The organism is Pseudomonas sp. R4-15 (assembly GCF_055768815.1).
Genome location: NZ_CM147293.1, coordinates 3260471 through 3278191 on the forward strand (window position 1 = coordinate 3260471; position 17721 = coordinate 3278191).

13 protein-coding genes are annotated in these 17721 nt (G+C 66.4%); 10 read left to right on the plus strand and 3 right to left on the minus strand.

What is annotated here, in order from left to right:
- Nucleotides 1-24: 24 nt before the first annotated feature.
- The 6 genes from ACYRGX_RS15540 (at nt 25) to gcvT (ending at nt 8380) form a co-directional block, all read left to right on the plus strand.
- Nucleotides 25-510, plus strand: coding sequence for a tripartite tricarboxylate transporter TctB family protein (locus ACYRGX_RS15540; protein ID WP_473053358.1), 486 nt, complete (start codon nt 25-27; stop codon nt 508-510).
- 11 nt (nt 511-521) lie between these two features.
- The gene (locus ACYRGX_RS15545) at nt 522-2042 is read left to right on the plus strand and encodes a tripartite tricarboxylate transporter permease (protein WP_473053359.1); all 1521 of its coding nucleotides are present in this window, start codon (nt 522-524) and stop codon (nt 2040-2042) included.
- A gap of 492 nt (nt 2043-2534) precedes the next feature.
- Nucleotides 2535-2909, plus strand: coding sequence for a glycine cleavage system protein GcvH (gene gcvH / locus ACYRGX_RS15550; protein WP_473053360.1), 375 nt, complete (start codon nt 2535-2537; stop codon nt 2907-2909).
- Between the two features lie 9 nt (nt 2910-2918).
- A complete protein-coding gene (gene gcvP / locus ACYRGX_RS15555) occupies nt 2919-5786 on the plus strand; it encodes an aminomethyl-transferring glycine dehydrogenase (RefSeq protein WP_473053361.1) in 2868 nt (955 codons plus the stop codon).
- 56 nt (nt 5787-5842) lie between these two features.
- Nucleotides 5843-7219: an L-serine ammonia-lyase gene (locus ACYRGX_RS15560; protein ID WP_473053362.1), complete on the plus strand. Its 1377-nt coding sequence runs from the start codon at nt 5843-5845 to the stop codon at nt 7217-7219.
- A 36-nt stretch (nt 7220-7255) separates the two neighbouring features.
- Nucleotides 7256-8380: a glycine cleavage system aminomethyltransferase GcvT gene (gene gcvT, locus ACYRGX_RS15565; protein WP_473053363.1), complete on the plus strand. Its 1125-nt coding sequence runs from the start codon at nt 7256-7258 to the stop codon at nt 8378-8380.
- Between the two features lie 35 nt (nt 8381-8415).
- Here the strand turns inward: gcvT and ACYRGX_RS15570 are convergent, their stop codons facing one another.
- On the minus strand, nt 8416-9957 hold the full coding sequence (locus ACYRGX_RS15570) for a cryptochrome/photolyase family protein (RefSeq protein ID WP_473056708.1): 1542 nt from the start codon (nt 9955-9957) through the stop codon (nt 8416-8418).
- The gene (locus ACYRGX_RS15575; RefSeq protein WP_473053364.1) at nt 9951-10259 is read right to left on the minus strand and encodes a DUF6482 family protein; all 309 of its coding nucleotides are present in this window, start codon (nt 10257-10259) and stop codon (nt 9951-9953) included. Before ACYRGX_RS15575 ends, ACYRGX_RS15570 begins: the two co-directional genes overlap by 7 nt.
- A 367-nt stretch (nt 10260-10626) precedes the next feature.
- On the opposite strand from ACYRGX_RS15575, the gene xdhA reads away from it, so the two are divergent.
- Genes xdhA through guaD form a run of 4 tightly spaced genes read left to right on the plus strand, consistent with a single transcriptional unit; the run spans nt 10627 to nt 16606 of the window.
- Nucleotides 10627-12063 carry a xanthine dehydrogenase small subunit gene (gene xdhA / locus ACYRGX_RS15580; RefSeq protein ID WP_473053365.1) on the plus strand — a complete coding sequence of 479 codons (1437 nt, stop codon included), beginning with the start codon at nt 10627-10629 and terminating at the stop codon, nt 12061-12063.
- On the plus strand, nt 12056-14449 hold the full coding sequence (gene xdhB, locus ACYRGX_RS15585) for a xanthine dehydrogenase molybdopterin binding subunit (protein WP_473053366.1): 2394 nt from the start codon (nt 12056-12058) through the stop codon (nt 14447-14449). Before xdhA ends, xdhB begins: the two co-directional genes overlap by 8 nt.
- Before the next feature lie 13 nt (nt 14450-14462).
- Complete coding sequence (gene xdhC, locus ACYRGX_RS15590) at nt 14463-15296, plus strand: xanthine dehydrogenase accessory protein XdhC (protein WP_473053367.1); 834 nt, start codon at nt 14463-14465, stop codon at nt 15294-15296.
- Between the two features lie 11 nt (nt 15297-15307).
- Entirely contained in the window at nt 15308-16606 is a 1299-nt protein-coding gene (gene guaD / locus ACYRGX_RS15595; protein ID WP_473053368.1) for a guanine deaminase, read from the plus strand.
- A gap of 347 nt (nt 16607-16953) precedes the next feature.
- Here guaD and ACYRGX_RS15600 read toward each other — a convergent pair whose 3' ends face one another.
- Nucleotides 16954-17664 carry a GntR family transcriptional regulator gene (locus tag ACYRGX_RS15600; protein ID WP_473053369.1) on the minus strand — a complete coding sequence of 237 codons (711 nt, stop codon included), beginning with the start codon at nt 17662-17664 and terminating at the stop codon, nt 16954-16956.
- Between the last annotated feature and the right edge of the window lie 57 nt (nt 17665-17721).

A 17721-nucleotide genomic window follows, 5' to 3' on the forward strand; every position in this document is an offset into this window, starting at 1 on the left:
GTTCGGACCATCACGTGAGGTTTCATGATGGCTACCAGCAAGAACCGGGAATTGTTCATCGGCGTGGTCATGCTCGGCATCGGCCTGGCCTATCTGGCGATGACGTTCCAACTGCCCCAGCATGACGGCATCGACGCATCCTTCCTGCCCTACCTGCTGTCGGTGACCCTGTGCCTGCTCGGTGCAGTGCACCTGCTGACCGTCTTCAAGGCCCCGCAGGCCCTCGAAGGCGCCGGCGAAGAAAGCGAGACGGGCGCCCGCCCCGACCTCAAGACCGTACTCAAGACCCTCGCCCTGGTGGTGGTCTACATCGCCCTGATGCCCTATGTGGGCTTCCCGATCATGACCGTGGTCTACCTCTATCTGCAGTTCCTGGTGCTGACACCCGCCGACCAGCGTCCCCGCCACCTGCTCTACGCGGTGATCGCCGTGGCGACCGCGGCGGTGATCTACGTACTGTTCCGTGAAGCCTTCGACCTCATGCTGCCGTCCGGCCTGCTGGACTTCTAGGAGCGCAGACCATGCTCGACCTCTTGCAAGCAGGCTTCGGGGCGGTCTTTTCCGTCCAGATCCTCATCCTCATCTTCGTCGGCGTCGCTGTCGGTATCGTCTTCGGCGCCGTTCCCGGCCTCTCCGCCACCATGGCGGTGGCCCTGTGCCTGCCGCTGACCTTCACCATGGGCCCGCACGCCGGCCTGGCGCTGCTGGTGGCTCTGTTCATCGGTGCCACCTCCGGTGGCCTGATCTCGGCGATCCTGCTGAAGATTCCCGGCACGCCCTCCTCGATCGCCACGGTGTTCGACGGCGGCCCGCTGATGGAACAAGGCCAGGGAGTCAAAGCCCTCGGCATCGGTATTGTGTTCTCCTTCCTGGGCACCATTTTCAGTATCGGCGCGCTGATGTTCATCGCCCCGCAGTTGGCCAAGGTCGCTCTGAGCTTCGGCCCCCACGAGTACTTCGCCATCGCGGTGTTCTCGCTGACGCTGATCGCCACCCTCTCGACCGGCTCGATGGTCAAGGGCCTGTTCGCCGGCGCCTTGGGCGTGGCCGTCTCCACCGTCGGCATCGCCCCGGTGGAAGCGGTGCGACGCTTCACCTTCGACTTCGCCGAACTCAACGGCGGCTTCGCCATGCTCACCGTGATGATCGGCATGTTCGCCGTCGCCGAGGTGATCAAGGTCGCCGAGAGTGGACGGCATGCCAATCAGGGTCCGGTGGGCTCGGTGAGCATGAAGAACATCAAGGGCTTCGGCTTCTCGATGCGCGAATTCCGCGAGCAGATCCCCAACGCCACCCGCTCGGCCTTCATCGGGCTGGGTATCGGCATCCTTCCGGGGATCGGCGCCGGCACCTCCAACCTGGTGTCGTACATCATCTCCAAGAAGCGCGCGAAGAATCCCGAGACCTACGGCAAGGGCAACATCGGTGGCGTGGTTGCCAGCGAAACCGCCAACAACGCCGGTATCGGTGGCGCCATGCTGCCGCTGATGACCCTCGGCATCCCGGGCGACACCACCACCGCGATCATGCTCGGCGGCTTCCTGATCCACGGCATCCAGCCGGGTCCGCTGCTGTTCATCACCCAGGGCCCGCTGGTGTACACCATCTTCGCGGCACTGATCGTCGCCACCGTGGTGATGCTGTTCCTGGAGTTCTACGGCCTGCGCATCTTCATCAAGCTGCTCGACGTGCCCAAGCACATCCTGCTGCCGATCATCCTGGTGCTCTGCGTCGTCGGCGCCTTCGGCCTCTCCAGCCGCATGTTCGACGTCTGGTCGATCCTGATCTTCGGTCTGCTCGGCTATGCCTTCGTCAAAGGCGGCATTCCCCCGGCACCCTTCATCATCGGCTTCATCCTCGGGCCGATGGCGGAGACCAACCTGCGTCGCGGGCTGATGCTGTCGGACGGCAACTTCGGTGCCTTCCTGACCAACCCCATCGCCGCGGTGTTCCTCGGCATGGCGGTGCTGTTCATCCTCTGGCACGTGTACAGCGCGCTGAAGACCCGCAAGGGCGAAATGGACCAGTTGTTGCGGACCTGATCTGCAGAGCCTGCAGGACTCGTGGGAAGCCCCGGCCATTGGTCGGGGCTTTTTCGTTGGGCCTGCTTGCCCTGGGATTGGCGCAGGAGCGCCAGGCCGTCGGGCCGCAAAGGTTGAGCACAGCGATACCGTCACGTTCGCCACGATGGGTATCGTCGCTGCGCTTCTCTTCCTACGGGTTGGGCGGAGCCCAGTGCCGATGGCAACGTGAGAACGCAAGAGCCATGCGTGTAACGTTTTCTTTACAGCGCAACGATTTCCTTACGCAATCACGACAACACCCGTCGTTATTGGCTTAGCGCCCCGCTAACCACCCTCAACACGCCCTACTGTAACGATAACGTTCCACATGCGAGCAGCAGGCATCGCCCGAATAAATGCCAAGCTATTGATTTATAAAGATAATTAAATCATGGCAACGCTTTTGCAATCCCTGCGCATCCGCGTTCATAGCGAACGCATGGCTGTCATAACGATCCACCAGGAGTACCCATGAGCGAGTTGCGCTTCACCGCCGAACATGAATGGCTGCGTCAGGACGAGGACGGTCTGATCACCGTCGGCATCACCGACCACGCCCAGGACGCCCTCGGCGATGTGGTCTACGTGCAACTGCCGGAGCTGCGCGCCTATGCCGCCGAGGAAGAAGTCGCGGTGATCGAATCGGTGAAAGCCGCCAGCAACATTGTCATGCCGCTGGAAGGTGAAATCGTCGAAGTGAACGGCGAGCTGGAAGGCCAGCCGGAGCTGGTCAATCAGTCGCCGGAAGACACCGCCTGGTTCTTCCGCTTCCGTCCGGTCGACGCCGGCGCGCTGGCTACACTGCTGGATGCCGACGCCTACCAGAAACTGCTCGCATCCCACTGAGGAGCCGTCATGACCGAACGCACCGCACTGGGCACCACCAACGAATTCATCGCCCGCCACATCGGCCCGCGCGAGGCGGATATCGCCGCCATGCTGGACACCCTCGGCCAGCCTTCCCTGGAAGCGCTGATCGATGCCGTGATCCCCTCCAGCATCAAAGGCAGCAGCGTCCTCGACCTGCCCGCCGGCCTCGGTGAGGCCGAAGCACTGGCCAAGCTCAAGGCCATCGCTGGGCAGAACCGTACCCTGCGCACCTTCATCGGCCAGGGCTACTACGGCACCCACACGCCGGCGCCGATCCTGCGCAACCTGCTGGAAAACCCCGCCTGGTACACCGCCTACACGCCCTACCAGCCGGAAATTTCCCAGGGTCGCCTGGAAGCGCTGCTGAACTTCCAGACGCTGATCGCCGACCTCACCGCTCTGCCGATCTCCAATGCCTCGCTGCTCGACGAAGCCACCGCCGCCGCCGAGGCGATGACCTTCTGCAAGCGCCTGTCGAAGAACAAGGGCGCCTTCCGCTTCTTCGCCTCCGAGCGCTGCCTGCCGCAGACCCTCGACGTGCTGCGCACCCGTGCCGAGCCGCTGGGCATCGCCGTGGTGGTGGGTGACGAGTTCGCCATCAGCGAAAGCGACGCCGCCGACTACTTCGGCGCACTGCTGCAGTACCCCGCCGCCGACGGCGAGGTTTGCGAACTGGCCCAGGTGGTCGAACGCTTCCACGGCGCCAACGCGCTGGTGGCTGTCGCCGCCGACCTGCTGGCGCTGACCCTGCTGACCCCGCCCGGCGAATTCGGTGCCGACGTGGTCATCGGTACCGCGCAGCGCTTCGGCGTACCGCTGGGCTTCGGTGGCCCGCACGCCGCCTACTTCGCCACCCGCGACGCCTACAAGCGTGACATGCCCGGCCGCCTGGTCGGCCTGTCGATCGACCGTCACGGCAAGCCGGCCCTGCGCCTGGCCATGCAGACCCGCGAGCAGCACATCCGCCGCGAGAAGGCCACCAGCAACATCTGCACCGCGCAGGTCCTGCTGGCCAACATCGCCAGCATGTACGCCGTCTACCACGGCCCGCAGGGGCTGACCCAGATTGCCAAGCGCGTACACCGGCTGACCGCCATCCTCGCCGCCGGCCTGGCCAAGCTGGGCGTCGCCGCCGAGCAGTCGAGCTTCTTCGACACCCTGACCTTCGCCACCGGCGCGCGCACCAGCGAGCTGCATGCCAAGGCCGAAGCCGCCGGCATCAATCTGCGCGCGATCAGCACCGAGCGCCTGGGCCTGTCGCTGGACGAGACCAGCACCGTCGCCGACGTCGAAGCCCTCTGGGCGCTGTTTGCCAGCGACGGCCAGGCGCTGCCGAGCGTCGATGCGCTGGCTGACGTGGCCGACGCCCTGCCCGCCGCGCTGCGCCGGCAGAGCGCCTTCCTCGCCCACGAAGTGTTCAACCGCTACCACTCCGAGACCGAGCTGATGCGCTACCTGCGCAAGCTCGCCGACAAGGACCTGGCGCTGGACCGCAGCATGATCCCGCTGGGCTCCTGCACCATGAAGCTGAACGCCGCTAGCGAGATGATCCCGATCACCTGGGCGGAATTCGGCAACCTGCACCCGTTCGCCCCGAAAGCCCAGGCAGCCGGCTACCAGCAACTGTGCGATGAGCTGGAAGCCATGCTCTGCTCGGCCACCGGCTACGACGCCGTGTCGCTGCAGCCGAACGCCGGCTCCCAGGGCGAATACGCAGGCCTGCTGGCGATCCGCGCCTACCACATCAGCCGTGGTGACAAGGATCGCGACATCTGCCTGATTCCCGCCTCCGCCCACGGCACCAACCCGGCGACCGCCAGCATGGCCGGCATGCGTGTGGTGGTGGTGGCCTGTGACGCCCGTGGCAACGTGGACGTGGCCGACCTGCGCGCCAAGGCCGAACAGCACGCCGACAAGCTGGCCGCGCTGATGATCACCTATCCGTCCACCCACGGGGTGTTCGAGGAAGCGATCCGCGACATCTGCGCCATCATCCACCAGCACGGCGGCCAGGTGTACATCGACGGCGCCAACATGAACGCCATGGTCGGCCTCTGCGCCCCGGGCAAGTTCGGCGGCGACGTGTCCCACCTGAACCTGCACAAGACCTTCTGCATCCCCCATGGCGGCGGCGGCCCCGGCGTCGGCCCGATCGGCGTGAAGTCGCACCTGGTGCCCTTCCTGCCTGGCCACGGCGCCATGGAGAAAAAGACCGGCGCGGTCAGCGCGGCGCCGTTCGGCAGCGCAAGCATCCTGCCGATCTCCTGGATGTACATGCAGATGATGGGCGGCGAAGGCCTCAAGCGTGCCTCGCAGCTGGCCATCCTCAACGCCAACTACATCGCCCGTCGCCTGGAAGAGCACTACCCGGTGCTCTACAGCGGCCACAACGGCCTGGTCGCGCACGAGTGCATCCTCGACCTGCGTCCGCTCAAGGACAGCAGCGGCATCAGCGTCGACGACGTCGCCAAGCGCCTGATCGACTTCGGCTTCCACGCGCCGACCATGTCCTTCCCGGTGCCCGGCACACTGATGATCGAGCCGACCGAGAGCGAATCCCGCGAAGAGCTGGATCGCTTCTGTGAGGCGATGATCGCCATCCGCGAGGAAATCCGCGCCATCGAGCGTGGCGAGGCCGATGCCAACGACAACCCACTGAAGAACGCCCCGCACACCGCGGCGGAGCTGGTCGGCGAGTGGAACCACGGCTACGGCCGCGAGCAGGCGGTGTACCCGGTCGCCAGCCTGGTGGACGGCAAGTACTGGCCGCCGGTCGGTCGCGTGGACAACGTCTACGGTGACCGTAACCTGGTCTGCGCCTGCCCCTCCATCGAGGCGTACCAGGAAGCCTGAGTGCCTGGCGGGCCGCCTGCGGCCCGCTTCCCACCGACTGCCGGCGAGTGCCCTTCATGTCCCTGAGCGTCTTCGACCTGTTCAAGATCGGTATCGGTCCTTCCAGTTCGCACACCGTCGGCCCGATGCTCGCTGCGGCGCGCTTCGCCGAAGGCTTGCGCCGTGAAGGGCTGCTCGACGCCACGTCCAGCGTACGGGTCGAGCTCTATGGCTCGCTCGGCGCCACCGGCAAGGGTCACGGCAGCGACACCGCCGTGCTGCTCGGCCTGGAAGGCGAACATCCCGATCAGGTGGATACCCGCAGCATTCCCGCGCAGCTCGCACGCATCCGCAGCGAAAAGCGCCTGAACCTGCTGGGCAGCCACGCCATCGGCTTCTGCGAGCGCGAGCACCTGGCGCTGATCCGCAAGCCGCTGCCCTACCATCCCAACGGCATGATCTTCCGCGCCTTCGACGCGGCGGGCCTGCAGATTCGCAGCCGCGAGTACTACTCGGTGGGCGGCGGCTTCGTGGTCGACGACGATGCGGCCGGCGCCGACCGTCTCAAGGAAGACCGCACGCCCCTGGCCCTGCCCTTCACCACCGCCGCCGAACTGCTTGGCCATTGTCGGGCCGAAGGCTTGTCGATCAGCCAGGTGATGCTCACCAACGAGCGCGCCTGGCGACCGGAAGCCGAGACCCGCGAAGGCCTGCTGCGCATCTGGCAGGTGATGCAGGACTGCGTCGAGGCCGGCTGCCACAACGAAGGCACCATGCCCGGCGGGCTCAAGGTCAAGCGGCGCGCCGCCGGCCTCTACCGGCAGTTGTGCCGGCACCCCGAAGCCAACCTGCGTGATTCGCTGAACGTGCTCGACTGGGTCAACCTCTACGCCCTCGCGGTGAACGAGGAAAACGCCAGCGGCGGCCGCGTGGTGACCGCACCGACCAATGGCGCCGCCGGCATCGTCCCGGCGGTGCTGCACTACTACAGCCGCTTCATCAACGGCGCCAACGAAGACGGCGTGGTGCGCTTCCTGCTCACCGCCGCCGCCATCGGCATTCTCTACAAGGAGAACGCCTCGATCTCCGGCGCCGAAGTCGGCTGCCAGGGCGAAGTCGGCGTGGCCTGCTCGATGGCCGCCGGGGCGCTCTGCGAAGTGCTCGGCGGCAGCGCCGAGCAGGTGGAGAACGCCGCCGAGATCGGCATGGAACACAACCTAGGACTGACCTGCGATCCCATCGGCGGCCTGGTGCAGGTGCCCTGCATCGAGCGCAACGCGATGGGCTCGGTGAAGGCCATCAACGCCGCGCGCATGGCGCTGCGTGGCGACGGCCAGCACTTCGTGTCGCTCGACAAGGTGATCCGCACCATGCGCCAGACCGGCGCCGACATGAAGAGCAAATACAAGGAAACCGCCCGCGGTGGGCTGGCGGTGAACATCATCGAATGCTGACAGAGCCGGCCACCGGCCGTCTCGCAAGGAGACCCAATGAGCGACGAAACCCTTCTGCAAACGCCCCTGCACGCCCTGCATCTGGAACTGGGCGCGAAGATGGTGCCCTTCGCCGGCTACGCGATGCCGGTGCAGTACCCGCTGGGGGTGATGAAGGAACACCTGCACACCCGCGAGCAGGCCGGCCTGTTCGACGTCTCGCACATGGGCCAGATCATCCTGCGCGGCAGCGATGCAGGCGCGACGCTGGAAACCCTGGTGCCGGTGGACATCATCGACCTGCCCATCGGCATGCAGCGCTACGCGCTGTTCACCGACGCCAACGGCGGCATCCTCGACGACCTGATGGTCGCCCGCCTGGCCGACGACACGCTGTTCCTGGTGGTCAACGCCGCCTGCAAGGAACAGGACCTGGCACACCTCGAGGCGCAGATCGGCGAGCGCTGCCAGATCGAAAGCCTGTTCGAATCCCGCGCGCTGCTCGCCCTGCAGGGTCCGAAGGCGGTCGACGCCCTGACGCGCCTGGCGCCGGACGTTGCCGGCATGACCTTCATGCAGTTCCGCGCCGTCAGCATCGACGGCATCGACTGCTACGTCAGCCGCTCCGGCTACACCGGCGAGGACGGCTTCGAGATCTCCGTGCCGACCGACAAGGCCGAGCAACTGGCGCGCGCCCTGCTGGCGCAGCCGGAAGTTCAGCCCATCGGCCTCGGCGCCCGTGACTCGCTGCGCCTGGAAGCCGGCCTGTGCCTCTACGGCCACGACATGAGTACCGCCACCACCCCGGTGGAGGCGAGCCTGCTGTGGGCCATCTCCAAGGTGCGCCGGCAGGGCGGCGCCCGCGAAGGCGGCTTCCCCGGCGCGGCCCAGGTGTTCGCCCAGCAGGCCGCAGGCGTCGCGCGCAAACGCGTCGGCCTGCTGCCGCAGGAACGCGTGCCGGTGCGTGAAGGCGCCGAGATCGTCGACGCCGACGGTCAGGTGATCGGCCTGGTCGGCAGCGGCGGCTTCGGTCCGAGCCTCGGCGGCCCGGTCGCCATGGGTTACCTCGACAGCGCCCACGCCGCAGTGGACAGCGAAGTCTGGGCCATCGTGCGCGGCAAGCGCGTGCCGATGAAGGTCGCCAAGACCCCCTTCGTGCCGCAGCGCTACTACCGCGGTTGAGCCCTCCCCCCGACGCCGCCCCGCCGCGGGCGGCGTCACAGCGCCTCGCCGGCGTCCAGCCGGGCCAGCAGGCGCTCTCCCCAATCCCACAGCGCACTACGCTTTTCCTCGCTCATGCGCTGCAGCGAGCGATAGATCAGCGTCATGCGCGGGTTGTGCTCGAGTTCGGCGCGCTGGCGCATGACGAAGTGCCAGTACAAGGCATTGAACGGGCAGGCGCGGGCGCCGGTGGACTCCTTCACCCGGTAGTGGCAACCGTCGCAGTAATCGGACATCCGCTTGATGTAGCTGCCGCTGGCGCAATACGGCTTGGAGCCCAGGTAACCGCCATCGGCGTGCATCACCATGCCTAGCGTGTTGGGCAGTTCGACCCAGTCGTAGGCATCGGTGTAGACCGCCAGGTACCAACTGCAGATCTGCTCCGGAACGATGCCCGCAAGCAGCGCGAAGTTGCCGGTAATCATCAGCCGCTGGATATGGTGGGCGTAACCCAATTGCAGCGTCTGGCCAATGCTTTCGGCCATGCAGCGCATGCGCGTCTGCCCGGTCCAGTAGAACGCCGGTAGCGCACGGCGGTTACCGAAGCCGTTGAGCTGGGCATATTCCGGCATGCGCAGCCAGTAGATGCCACGCACGTATTCGCGCCAGCCGAGCAGTTGGCGGATGAACCCTTCGGCGGCGTTGAGCGGAACCTCACCCTGCAGGCAGGCGGCCTCGACGTCTGCGCAGAGCTGGCGAACGTCAAGCAGGCCGAGGTTCAGCGCAGCGCTGATCCGCGCATGGAACAGGTAGGGCTCTCCCGTGGCCATGGCGTCCTGGTAGTCGCCGAAGTCCACCAGCCCGTGCGCGAGGAAATACCTCCAGAGCCGCTGCGCCTGCTCGGCGGTCACCGGCAGGTCGAACGCCTCCAGCGAACCGTAGTGATCGGCGAAGCGCCGGGCGACCAACGCCAGCACCTGCTCGGTAATGGCATCCGCTGCGAATCCCAGGGGCTCGGGTAGCGCCTGACCGGCCGGCAGCGGTTTGCGATTCTGCGCATCGAGGTTCCACTGGCCACCTCGCGGACTACCGTCAGCCTCCAACAGCAATCCGCTGCGTCGGCGCATTTCCCGGTAGAAGAATTCCATGCGCAACTGATTGCGCTCGTCGGCCCAGCGCACGAAGGCCTCGCGGCTGCAGAAGAAGCGTGTGTCCGCGTACCACACCTGTGCCAGCGACATCTGCCGCAAGGCCTGTTCCAGACGCCACTCGCCACACTCGCACAGATGCACCTCGCGGACGTCCAGCTCGCTGGCGACTGCCTCGATCTGCGCCGCCAGGCTGCCCTGGTTGTCCGCATCCTCGAGTTCGACATAGCGCACCCGCCACCCCTGCTCGCGCAGTTGCTCGGCAAAGTGACGCATGGCGCTGAACACCAGCGCCAGCTTGCGCGGATGATGCGGTACGTAGGTGGCCTCTTCCTGCACTTCGGCCATCAGCAACCAGTCCTGGTTTTTATCCAGGCCCTGAAGACTGGCCAGGTCCAGACTCAGTTGGTCACCGAGCACCACGCCCAGGCGCGGCGCCCTGCTCACCAGGTTTCATCCTGGCCGAACGGTAGCCGTAGCGACGCCACCGGGTGCTCGCGATGGCCACACATCTCGTCGTGCGCCACCTGCTGAACCAGTACGCAGGGCACTCGCGGCAAGTCCTTGAGCAACGCCCGCGCCTCGGTGCTCGAACGCAGGCGCAGCGACTCGCCACGAGCATCGGTGACGCCCTGCAAACGCTCGCCGCGGCGTACCTGGAGGATGTACAGACCACCCTCCAGCGAATGCAGCTGCAACTCATCGACCTCACCCTGCTGCAGTAGGCGAGTCAGTTCTTCGAGACTGGGCATGGGCTGACTCCAGATAGTTTCTGCAGCCAATGATAGTTATACAAGATTATTTATTTGTATAGGTTTTAAAGCGCCTGCGGACACGAGGATGCGACCACCGGCCGGATGAAATCCCGGCATCCCATTCGCCCACGCGTAGATTGCTCGACGATTATCCACTCACATCCAAAACGCACCATAAACGCGCATATTCTCGCTTGAAGAACCCTTGCTACCCTTGGAAAACGGCCAGTAAAGGCAGCAGAGCGCTCAGGCCCGTTCCTTGCTTTAAATTTATTGACCTGAAAGTCAGAAAATATTGACTAGAAAGTCAGCCAACCCTAGATTGGCGACCGTTTGCCGCAGCCCGATGACCTGGAGATCGCGCTTGATCGAATTCCTCCTCAACCAGACCCTCCGCCAGGAGCGCGATCTGGATCCGAACCTGACCGTGCTGGAATACCTGCGCAGCCACCAGGGCAAGACCGGCACCAAGGAAGGCTGCGCCTCCGGCGATTGCGGCGCCTGCACCGTGGTGCTCGGCGAGCTCGACGGCGAGCGCATTCGCTATCGCAGCATCAACTCCTGCCTGACCTTCGTCGCCGCGCTGCACGGCAAGCAGCTGATCAGCGTCGAGGACCTCAAGCACCAGGGTCGCCTGCACAGCGTGCAGCAGGCGATGGTCGACCAGCACGGCTCGCAGTGCGGCTTCTGCACCCCCGGTTTCGTCATGAGCCTGTTCGCCCTGCAGAAGAACGCGCCCTTCCATGACGCCGCCAAGACCCACGAGGCGCTGGCCGGCAACCTCTGCCGCTGCACCGGCTACCGGCCGATCCTCGCCGCCGCCGAGCAGGCGTGCTGTGGTGGCGCGAGCGATCAGTTCGATGCCACCGAGGCGCGCACCGTGGCCCAGCTCAAGGCCATCGCCAGCGGCCCGCGCGAGATCGCCGCCGGCGACAAGCGCTGCCTGATTCCTGAATCCATCGACGAACTGGCCACACTCTACGCCGCCAATCCGGAAGCCCGGCTGTTCGCCGGCGGCACCGACCTGGCGCTGGAAGTCACCCAGTTCCACCGGCCGCTGCCGCTGACTATCTACCTGGGCCGCGTCGAGGCCCTCAAGCGCATCACGCTGACCGACGAAGCGCTGGAAATCGGCGCCGCCGCCTCGCTGGCCGACTGCCACGCGGCGCTGGCTGCCGAGTACGCGGACTTCGGCGAATTGCTGGAGCGCTTCGCCTCGTTGCAAATCCGCAACCAGGGCACCCTGGGCGGCAACATCGGCAACGCCTCGCCGATCGGCGACACCCCGCCGCTACTGATCGCCCTCGGCGCACGCCTGGTGATGCGCCAGGGCGAGCGGCGCCGCGAGCTGCCGGTGCAGGACTACTTCATCGACTACAAGGTCACCGCCCGCGAGCCCGGCGAGTTCATCGAGAAGATCATCGTGCCGCGTGCGACCAATGGCGCGCTGTTCCGCGCCTACAAGGTGTCGAAACGACTGGACGACGACATTTCCGCGGTGTGCATGGCCATCGCCCTGCGCCTGGACGCCGGCAAGGTCGCTGAGGTCCGCGTGGCCTTCGGCGGCATGGCGGCGATTCCCAAGCGCGCCGCCGGCTGCGAGGCGGCGCTGCTCGGTGCCCAATGGAGCGCCGCCGGCATCGAAGCCGCCTGCGCCGCGTTGGCCGAGGACTTCACCCCGCTCTCGGATTTTCGCGCCAGTCGCGAATACCGCCTGCTGGTGGCGCAGAACCTGCTGCGCAAGTGCCTCGTCGAAACCACCACCCCAGCCATCGAAACCCGGGTGACCCAGCATGCATAAGCCGCAAGCCTCCCAGGCCGAAATGGCCGCCCGCTTCGCCGAAGGCCTGGTCTCCGGCGTTGGCCGCAGCGTCAAGCACGAGAGCGCGCCCAAGCACGTCTCCGGCGAGGCGCAATACATCGACGACCGCCTGGAATTCCCCAACCAGTTGCACGTCTATGCCCGCACCAGCGAGCGCGCCCACGCACGGGTGACACGCATCGACACGACGCCCTGCTACGCCTTTCCCGGCGTGACCATCGCCATCACCGCCCAGGACGTGCCCGGCCAATTGGACATCGGCCCGCTGGTGGGTGGCGATCCGCTGCTCTGCGACGGTTTGGTGGAGTTCGTCGGCCAGCCGGTGCTGGCGGTGGCCGCCGACAGCCTGGAAACCGCCCGCGCCGCGGCCATGGCGGCGATCGTCGAGTACGAGGACCTGGAGCCGGTGCTCGACGTGGTGCAGGCGTTCCGCAACAAGCACTTCGTGCGTGACAGCCACACCCAGCGCATCGGCGATGCCGATGCCGCCCTGGCCGGCGCCAGCCACCGTCTGCAGGGCAACCTGCACATCGGCGGCCAGGAGCACTTCTACCTGGAGACGCAGGTCGCCTCGGTGATGCCCACCGAAGACGGCGGGATGATCGTCTACAGCTCCACGCAGAACCCCACCGAGGTGCAGAAGCTGGTCGCCGAGGTGCTCGGCGTGCCGATGAACAAGGTGCTGGTGGACATGCGCCGGATGGGCGGCGGCTTCGGCGGCAAGGAAACCCAGGCGGCCAGCCCGGCGTGCCTCTGCGCGGTGGTCGCGCACCTCACCGGGCGTCCGACCAAGATGCGTCTGCCGCGCAACGAAGACATGCAGATGACCGGCAAGCGCCACCCGTTCTACGTCGAGTACGACGTCGGCTTCGACGACGACGGCCGCCTGCAGGGCATCCGCCTGGAGCTCGCCGGCAACTGCGGCTACTCGCCAGACCTCTCGGACTCCATCGTCGACCGTGCGATGTTCCATGCCGACAACGCCTATTTCCTCGGCAACGCCGAGGTCAACGGCCACCGCTGCAAGACCAACACCGCGTCGAACACCGCCTATCGCGGCTTCGGCGGCCCGCAGGGCATGGTCGCCATCGAGGAAGTGATGGACGTCATCGCCCGCCACCTGGGCAAGGACCCGCTGGCGGTGCGCAAGGCCAACTACTACGGCGCCACCGAGCGCAACGTCACCCACTACCACCAGACCGTGGAGCACAACCTGCTCGACGAGATGACCGCCGAGCTGGAACAGAGCGCCGAATACGCCCGCCGTCGCGAGGAAATCCGCGCCTTCAACGCGCAAAGCCCGGTGTTGAAGAAAGGCCTGGCGCTGACCCCGGTGAAATTCGGCATCAGCTTCACCGCCAGCTTCCTCAACCAGGCCGGCGCGCTGATCCACCTCTACACCGACGGCAGCATCCACCTGAACCACGGCGGCACCGAGATGGGCCAGGGCCTCAACACCAAGGTCGCCCAGGTGGTCGCCGAGGTATTCAGCGTCGACATCGAGCGCATCCAGATCACCGCGACCAACACCGAGAAGGTGCCGAACACCTCGCCGACCGCCGCCAGCAGCGGCGCGGACCTCAACGGCATGGCCGCGCGCAACGCCGCGCAGACGCTCAAGGACCGGCTGATCGAATTCGCCGCCCGGCACTACGGCGTGTACGCCGAGGACATCGCCTTCGGCAACGGCCAGGTGCGTGTGCGCGAGCGCTACCTGAGCTTCGACGAACTGGTGCAGCAGGCCTATTTCGGCCAGGTCTCGCTGTCCGCCACCGGCTTCTACCGCACGCCGAAGATCTTCTACGACCGCAGCCAGGCGCGCGGCCGGCCGTTCTACTACTTCGCCTTCGGTGCCGCCTGCTGTGAAGTGCTGGTGGACACCCTGACCGGCGAATACAAGATGCTGCGTACCGACATCCTCCACGACGTCGGCGACTCGCTGAACCCGGCCATCGACATCGGCCAGGTGGAAGGCGGCTTCGTCCAGGGGCTGGGCTGGCTGACCTGCGAGGAACTGGTGTGGAACGACAAGGGCCGGCTGATGACCGCCGGTCCGGCCAGCTACAAGATCCCGGCGGTCGCCGACATGCCGGCGGACCTGCGGGTGAAGCTGGTGGAGAAACGCAAGAACCCCGAAGACACGGTGTTCCACTCCAAGGCCGTGGGCGAGCCGCCGTTCATGCTCGGCATCGCCGCCTGGTGCGCGATCAAGGACGCCGTGGCGAGCCTGGCCGACTACCGCGTACAGCCGAACATCGACGCACCGGCCACCCCCGAGCGCGTGCTCTGGGGTGTCGAGCAGATGCGCGCGGCCCGGCGCGAGCAGAGCGCGGCCAGCGCCAGCCCCGCCGTGACGGAAGCCTGAGGGAGGATCGCCCATGAGCAACACCGGCTGGATCAACGCCCTCGCCGACCTGCAGCAGCAGGGCGAGCCCTGTGTGCTGGTGACCATCGTCGAGGAAAAGGGCTCCACTCCGCGCAATGCCGGCTCGAAGATGGTGGTCACCCGCGAGCGCCTGTTCGAGACCATCGGCGGCGGCCATCTGGAATACAAGGCAATGCAGATCGCCCGCGAGATGCTCGCCGAGCGCAGCCAGCAGACGCGCCTGGAACGCTTCTCCCTCGGCGCCAGCCTCGGCCAGTGCTGTGGCGGCGCCACCGTGCTGCTGTTCGAGCCGATGGGCCAGCCGCAGGCGCATATCGCGGTGTTCGGCGCCGGTCACGTGGGCCGCGCGCTGGTACCGCTGCTCGCCGCGCTACCGTGCAAGGTGCGCTGGATAGATTCGCGCGAGGCGGAGTTTCCCGAGATCATTCCCGCCGGCGTCGAGCGTGTGCTGGAGGAAGAACCGGTGGACCAGGTCGGTGAAATGCCGCCGGGCAGCTACTTCATCGTGATGACCCACAACCATGCGCTGGACCTGGAGCTAACCGCAGCGATCCTCGCCCGTGACGACCACGCCTACTTCGGCCTGATCGGCTCGAAGACCAAGCGCGCCAAGTTCGAACACCGCCTGCGCGATCGTGGCGTCAGCGGCGAAAGCCTGGCGCGCATGCGCTGCCCCATGGGCCTGCCAGAGGTGAAGGGCAAGCTGCCGATGGAGATCGCGCTGTCCATTGCCGGCGAAATCGTCGCCCACTACAACGCCCACTTCGGCGAGCAGGCCGAGCCGGTCACCCGACTGCTGCCTGCCTCGCGTCGCAACCACGCCTGACGAGAACCCCGATGCTCCACGCCTACCGTGCCGCCCTGCTCCACTGCCTCGCCGACCCCGCCCAGGTTCCCGCCGAAGAGGCCTATGCGTATTTCGAAGACGGCCTGCTGGTGGTCGAGGACGGCAAGGTCCTCGCCGCCGGAGACGCCGCCGAGCTGCTGCCGCGCTACCCCGAGCTCGCCGTCAGCGAGTACCCCGACGCGCTGATCACCCCCGGCTTCATCGACACCCACATCCACTACCCGCAGCTGGGCGTGATCGGTTCCTACGGCACCCAGTTGCTGGAGTGGCTGGAGACCTACACCTTCCCCGCCGAAGGCCGCTTCGCCGATGCCGAGCACGCCCGCGAGATCGCCGAGCGCTTCCTTGACGAACTGCTGCGCAACGGCACCACCACCGCACTGGTGTTCGGCACCGTGCACCCGCAATCGGTCGACGCCTTCTTCGAAGCCGCGCTCGCGCGCGACCTGCGGATGATCGCCGGCAAGGTGCTGATGGACCGCAACGCCCCGGACTACCTCACCGACACCCCGGAATCCGGCTACGCCGACAGCCGTGCACTGATCGAGCGTTGGCACGGCAAAGGCCGCCTGCACTACGCCGTCACCCCGCGCTTCGCGCCCACCAGCAGCCCCGAGCAACTGGAACTGGCCGGCAAACTGTTCGGCGAGTTCCCCGACCTGTACATGCACACCCACCTCTCCGAAAACCTCAAGGAGATCGAGTGGGTCAAGGCGTTGTTCCCCGAGCGCAAGGGCTACCTGGACGTCTACGACCACCACAAGCTGATCGGCCCGCGCGCGGTGTTCGCCCACGGCGTGCACCTGTGCGACGAGGAATGCGCACGCCTGGGCGAGACCGGCTCTGCGGTGGCCTTCTGCCCAACCTCGAACCTGTTCATCGGCAGCGGCCTGTTCGACCTGCCGCGCGTGGAAGGCTTCGGCGTACGGGTCGGCCTGGGCACCGACGTTGGCGGCGGCACCAGCTTCTCCCAGCTGACCACCCTGTCCGAGGCCTACAAGGTGCTGCAGCTGCAGGGCAAGAACCTCGATCCGTTCAAGGCGCTCTATCTCGCCACCTTAGGCGGCGCCCGCGCGCTCTACCTGGACGAACGCATCGGCAACTTCGAAGCGGGCAAGGACGCGGACTTCGTGGTCCTCGACTACCAGGCCACGCCGCTGATGAAGTACCGCCTGGGCCAGGCGCGCAGCCTCAAGGAACGACTCTTCGCCCTGATGATGCTCGGCGACGACCGCGCGGTGAAGGAAACCTTCGCCGCCGGCCGTTCGGTGCATCGTCGCGACGCCTGAGGGTTACCGGGGACTGACTGACGTGTTGTAGCGCCCCCTCTCCCCAACCCCTCTCCCGCAAGGGGCGAGGGGCTATTCGTGCGGGACTTCCTAGCCACGCTCGACGTAGCGCCGGGAGAGATCTGGGGAGAGAGTGGGCCTCGCCGTGCCTGTACCGAGTCGATGCTATCCATATGCCACACCATCAACGCCACCGTGAGCTCCCGCGAGGGGATAGGGGCTGTTGCTGTCCAGACAGGTGCCACACGTCATGCCGACCGCGGACTGCCCCCTCTCCCTCGACGGGAGAGGGCCGGGGAGAGGGTGAGCCTCGTCCGCTCGTAGCGGCTGGGAATACAAAGGTGTGGCTAGTCGCCCGTCGGCAACAGGTGCGAAAACACCGCCGCCAGATCTGGCTGGCCCGACTCGCCTTCCAGTTCCAGCTTGCCGTCGATGCTATCCATATGCTGCATCATTAGCGCCACTGCGCGCTCGCGGTCATGTGCGGCGATCGCGTCGAGCAGTTGGCCGTGTTCGTCCTCCGAGCAATGGGCGCCGCCACGTTGCTCGAACAGGGCGATGATCAGCGAGCTCTGCGACACCAGGCTGCGCATGAAGCCGATCAGCGGCTGGTTGCCCGCGGCTTCGGCCAGCTTGATGTGGAACTCGCCGGACAGGCGAATCCCCGTGCCACGATCACCGCGTTCGAAGCAGGCGTGTTCGGCGTCGACCATGCGGCGCAAGTCCGCCAATTGCGTCGGGGTGGCGTTTTCGCAGGCCAGCTCGGTGATCGCGCGCTCGGCCATGCGCCGGGCATGGAAGATCTGCCGCGCCTCGGCGGCGCTCGGGCTGGCGACCATCGCACCCCGGTTGGGGCGCAGCTGCACCACGCCCTCGTGGGCCAGGCGCGACAGCGCGCGCCGGATCACCGTGCGACTGACGCCGAAGATGCCGCCCAGGGCTTCTTCGCTGAGCTTGGTTCCGGGCGCCAGGCGTTGTTCGAGGATGGCATCGAAGATATGGCCATAGACGGCCTCGTCGCCGTTGCCGGTGCGCTTGATCGGTTTGACGGGCTGCATCGCTAGGATCGATTGGTCGGGTGGTTGAAATAGTGTACACAGACGGCGTGCCGATCG

Coding starts and splice junctions, on each gene's coding strand:
- ACYRGX_RS15540 (WP_473053358.1), top strand. CDS start 25: ATGATGGCTACCAGCAAGAACCGGGAATTGTTCATCGGCGTGGTCATG.
- ACYRGX_RS15545 (WP_473053359.1), top strand. CDS start 522: ATGCTCGACCTCTTGCAAGCAGGCTTCGGGGCGGTCTTTTCCGTCCAG.
- gcvH (WP_473053360.1), top strand. CDS start 2,535: ATGAGCGAGTTGCGCTTCACCGCCGAACATGAATGGCTGCGTCAGGAC.
- gcvP (WP_473053361.1), top strand. CDS start 2,919: ATGACCGAACGCACCGCACTGGGCACCACCAACGAATTCATCGCCCGC.
- ACYRGX_RS15560 (WP_473053362.1), top strand. CDS start 5,843: ATGTCCCTGAGCGTCTTCGACCTGTTCAAGATCGGTATCGGTCCTTCC.
- gcvT (WP_473053363.1), top strand. CDS start 7,256: ATGAGCGACGAAACCCTTCTGCAAACGCCCCTGCACGCCCTGCATCTG.
- ACYRGX_RS15575 (WP_473053364.1), bottom strand. CDS start 10,259: ATGCCCAGTCTCGAAGAACTGACTCGCCTACTGCAGCAGGGTGAGGTC.
- xdhB (WP_473053366.1), top strand. CDS start 12,056: ATGCATAAGCCGCAAGCCTCCCAGGCCGAAATGGCCGCCCGCTTCGCC.
- xdhC (WP_473053367.1), top strand. CDS start 14,463: ATGAGCAACACCGGCTGGATCAACGCCCTCGCCGACCTGCAGCAGCAG.
- guaD (WP_473053368.1), top strand. CDS start 15,308: ATGCTCCACGCCTACCGTGCCGCCCTGCTCCACTGCCTCGCCGACCCC.
- ACYRGX_RS15600 (WP_473053369.1), bottom strand. CDS start 17,664: ATGCAGCCCGTCAAACCGATCAAGCGCACCGGCAACGGCGACGAGGCC.